This is a genomic window from Frankia sp. AgKG'84/4, assembly GCF_023242965.2.
Lineage (GTDB): Bacteria > Actinomycetota > Actinomycetes > Frankiales > Frankiaceae > Frankia.
This window is the reverse complement of sequence record NZ_JALKFU020000761.1, coordinates 1-1,175: the sequence shown is the minus strand read 5'-3', so window position 1 is coordinate 1,175 and position 1,175 is coordinate 1. Positions and strand designations below refer to the sequence as shown.

General features: G+C 72.4%; 2 protein-coding genes. One reads left to right on the top strand and one right to left on the bottom strand.

Annotated features, from left to right (window positions below; translation table 11 throughout):
* The coding region (locus MXD58_RS25040) for a DNA glycosylase AlkZ-like family protein (RefSeq protein ID WP_250610088.1) at positions 1-430 on the bottom strand (430 nt) is incomplete at its 3' end.
* A gap of 122 nt (positions 431-552) precedes the next feature.
* Here MXD58_RS25040 and MXD58_RS25035 point away from each other — a divergent pair.
* On the top strand, positions 553-993 hold the full coding sequence (locus MXD58_RS25035; protein WP_248840556.1) for a nitroreductase family deazaflavin-dependent oxidoreductase: 441 nt from the start codon (positions 553-555) through the stop codon (positions 991-993).
* Positions 994-1,175 lie beyond the last annotated feature (182 nt).

Sequence of the window (1,175 nt, the reverse complement as noted above, 5' to 3'; positions counted from 1 at the left end):
CCACCCGGCGGCGCAGCTCGTCGCGCAGCAGCGGGCCGTCGGCCGCCAGGGCCGTTTCGATGAGCGCCACCCCGCGCTGGGCGTCGCCCGGTGACACGCCCTCCTGCGCGAGGCGCCGGCGGATCTGCGCGGCCATCCGCGGCGCGGTGAGCTCCCGCAGCCACCAGTAGTCCTCCGTGCGGACCAGGTGCAGGGTCCCCCGGCACAGCCAGGTCACGAGCAGGGAGCGGTCGAGGGTCAGCGCAGCGTCGACGTCGGCGGCCCGCAGTCCCCGCGTGCGCGCCCGCACAGCGAGGCGCATCCCGCGCGGATCCTGCGCCTGGACGGCGAGCAGCCGGCCGACGGCCTGCACCGGGCCCGGCGCGGGCGGGCCGCAGAGGCCCTGCGCGGCCAGGCGCGCGTGCACCAGCGAGCGCTCGGAGATGTCCATCCGTGCATCATTCACGGCGGCCAACGCCGCTTCGTTCGGCACCGGTCCGCCGGCGGGTGGCCGGGGAACCTGCGCGGGCGGCACGGCGGGTCACCCGCCGGCGGCTGGTGTTGACTGAAGGCATGCCTCTGACCGGTGAGTACGAGCCAAGCACCCATGACTATGTCCGTGACCAGGTCGCGGAGTACGAGAACTCGGATGGCACCCGGGGAAACACGATGAAAGGGCTGCCGATCATCATTCTGAGCACCAAGGGTGCGAAGTCCGGCAAGCTCCGCAAGACCCCGCTGATGCGGGTCGAGCGGGACGGCCGGTACGCGGTCGTCGCCTCGCTCGGCGGCGCGCCGACGCACCCCGTCTGGTACTTCAACATCGTGGCCGATCCGCATGTCGAACTGCAGGACGGCGCGGACCGGCGGGACTACGTCGCCCGGGAGGTCACCGGGGACGAGAAGGCCGGCTGGTGGAAGACCGCCGTCGCCGCCTACCCGGACTACGAGGACTACCAGCGCAACACCGACCGCGTCATTCCGGTGTTCGTGCTCGAACCCGCCGGCCCCTGAGGACGACGGCCCGCGCCGCGATCACTACCCTGGCGCGGGCCGGTCCGACCGGTCCGACCAGCGCTCAGCCCGCGGGCCGAGCGTGCGCCGCCGCGCCTCGCCCGACCCCGGTACCCCTGCCGGCGCGGTCTCTTATAAACAACTCACGCTGCCGACCAAAACATATCACTCTATATCTAGGT